Consider the following 1,032-nt stretch of genomic DNA (forward strand, 5'->3'; position numbering starts at 1 on the left):
GTCTGTGAAGGTAGACCGCGACGATGTTGACCGCGCCTTCGCACGCGCGAACACCCTGCGCGGCGCAGGCATTGACGCCGTGCCCGTCGTCATCGGCGACCGATGGACAAGCGACAAGGTACGCACACGCGCCGAAATGCGCGGCGTCGAGTGGTATGTCGGCAAGACGCTTTCGGAGGGCTTCATCGCGTTGCGTCGCATCCCTGACGACGCCGAAGATGCCGAAGACGAGTGATCGCCCCTGTTAGCCGCAACAGGGAACTTTCTCGCGCTCCGTGCGTATCGATATATGCACATCGGTCTATGAACGAGCGACGCGAGCTAACGGAGCGCGAGGCGACCCAAGTCGCGCGGGCGCTGGCAGATCCCACGCGCCTGAGCATCCTGCGCACGCTGCTGCAGCACGGCGAACTCTCGTGCGGCGAGCTGGCGGAGCGGTTCCCCATCGCACAATCCACAGTGTCGCACCACCTGAACACGCTGATGCAAGCCGAGCTGGTCGCCATGCGCAAGCAGGGACAGCGCCACTACTTCCGCCCCGTGCGCGACACGCTGTGCGCCTTCGCGCGTTGGCTCGCCACGCTCGATCGGACCGAGTGCGACCAATCCACTTTGGAGGAGGCGGTTAACTATGCGTAAACAGACTCGTTTCGTGGCGTATCTCAGCATTCTGGCGATGCTGGTCGGCTCGATGCAATCGATACAGGCGCAAGCGGTGACCTACCGCATAGACCCCGTACATTCGTTTATTATCTTCCGCGTGAAGCATCTGAACACAGGCTTCGCTTACGGGCGCTTCAACAGCTTTTCGGGCACGATTGTCGTGGACGAGAAGAACCCCGCCAACAGCTCTATCGAGCTGGAGATCGACGCGAACAGCGTGGACACGGGCAACAGCCAGCGCGACGACCACCTGCGTAACCCCGACTTCTTCAACACGCGCCAGTTCCCGAAAATCACCTTCAAGAGCACGCGCGTGCGCAAGATTAACGACACGACCGTCGAGGTGCAGGGCGACCTGACCATGCGCGG

Annotated in this window: 3 protein-coding genes; all 3 read left to right on the forward strand. The window is 61.9% G+C overall.

The features are described 5' to 3' along the window. Positions 1-235, forward strand: a 235-nt coding sequence (locus NW837_RS13485; RefSeq protein ID WP_414332136.1) for a hypothetical protein, incomplete at its 5' end; no start/stop codon positions are given. Positions 236-303: 68 nt separating this feature from the next. Then, the gene (locus NW837_RS13490) at positions 304-639 is read left to right on the forward strand and encodes an ArsR/SmtB family transcription factor (RefSeq protein ID WP_414332137.1); all 336 of its coding nucleotides are present in this window, start codon (positions 304-306) and stop codon (positions 637-639) included. Beyond that, positions 632-1,032 (forward strand): YceI family protein (locus tag NW837_RS13495; protein ID WP_414332138.1); only part of this gene is annotated, 401 nt, incomplete at its 3' end. The genes NW837_RS13490 and NW837_RS13495, both read left to right, overlap by 8 nt.

The organism is Synechococcus sp. R6-10 (assembly GCF_047461815.1).
Taxonomy (GTDB): domain Bacteria; phylum Cyanobacteriota; class Cyanobacteriia; order Thermostichales; family Thermostichaceae; genus Thermostichus.

Coding starts and splice junctions, on each gene's coding strand:
- NW837_RS13490 (WP_414332137.1), top strand. CDS start 304: ATGAACGAGCGACGCGAGCTAACGGAGCGCGAGGCGACCCAAGTCGCG.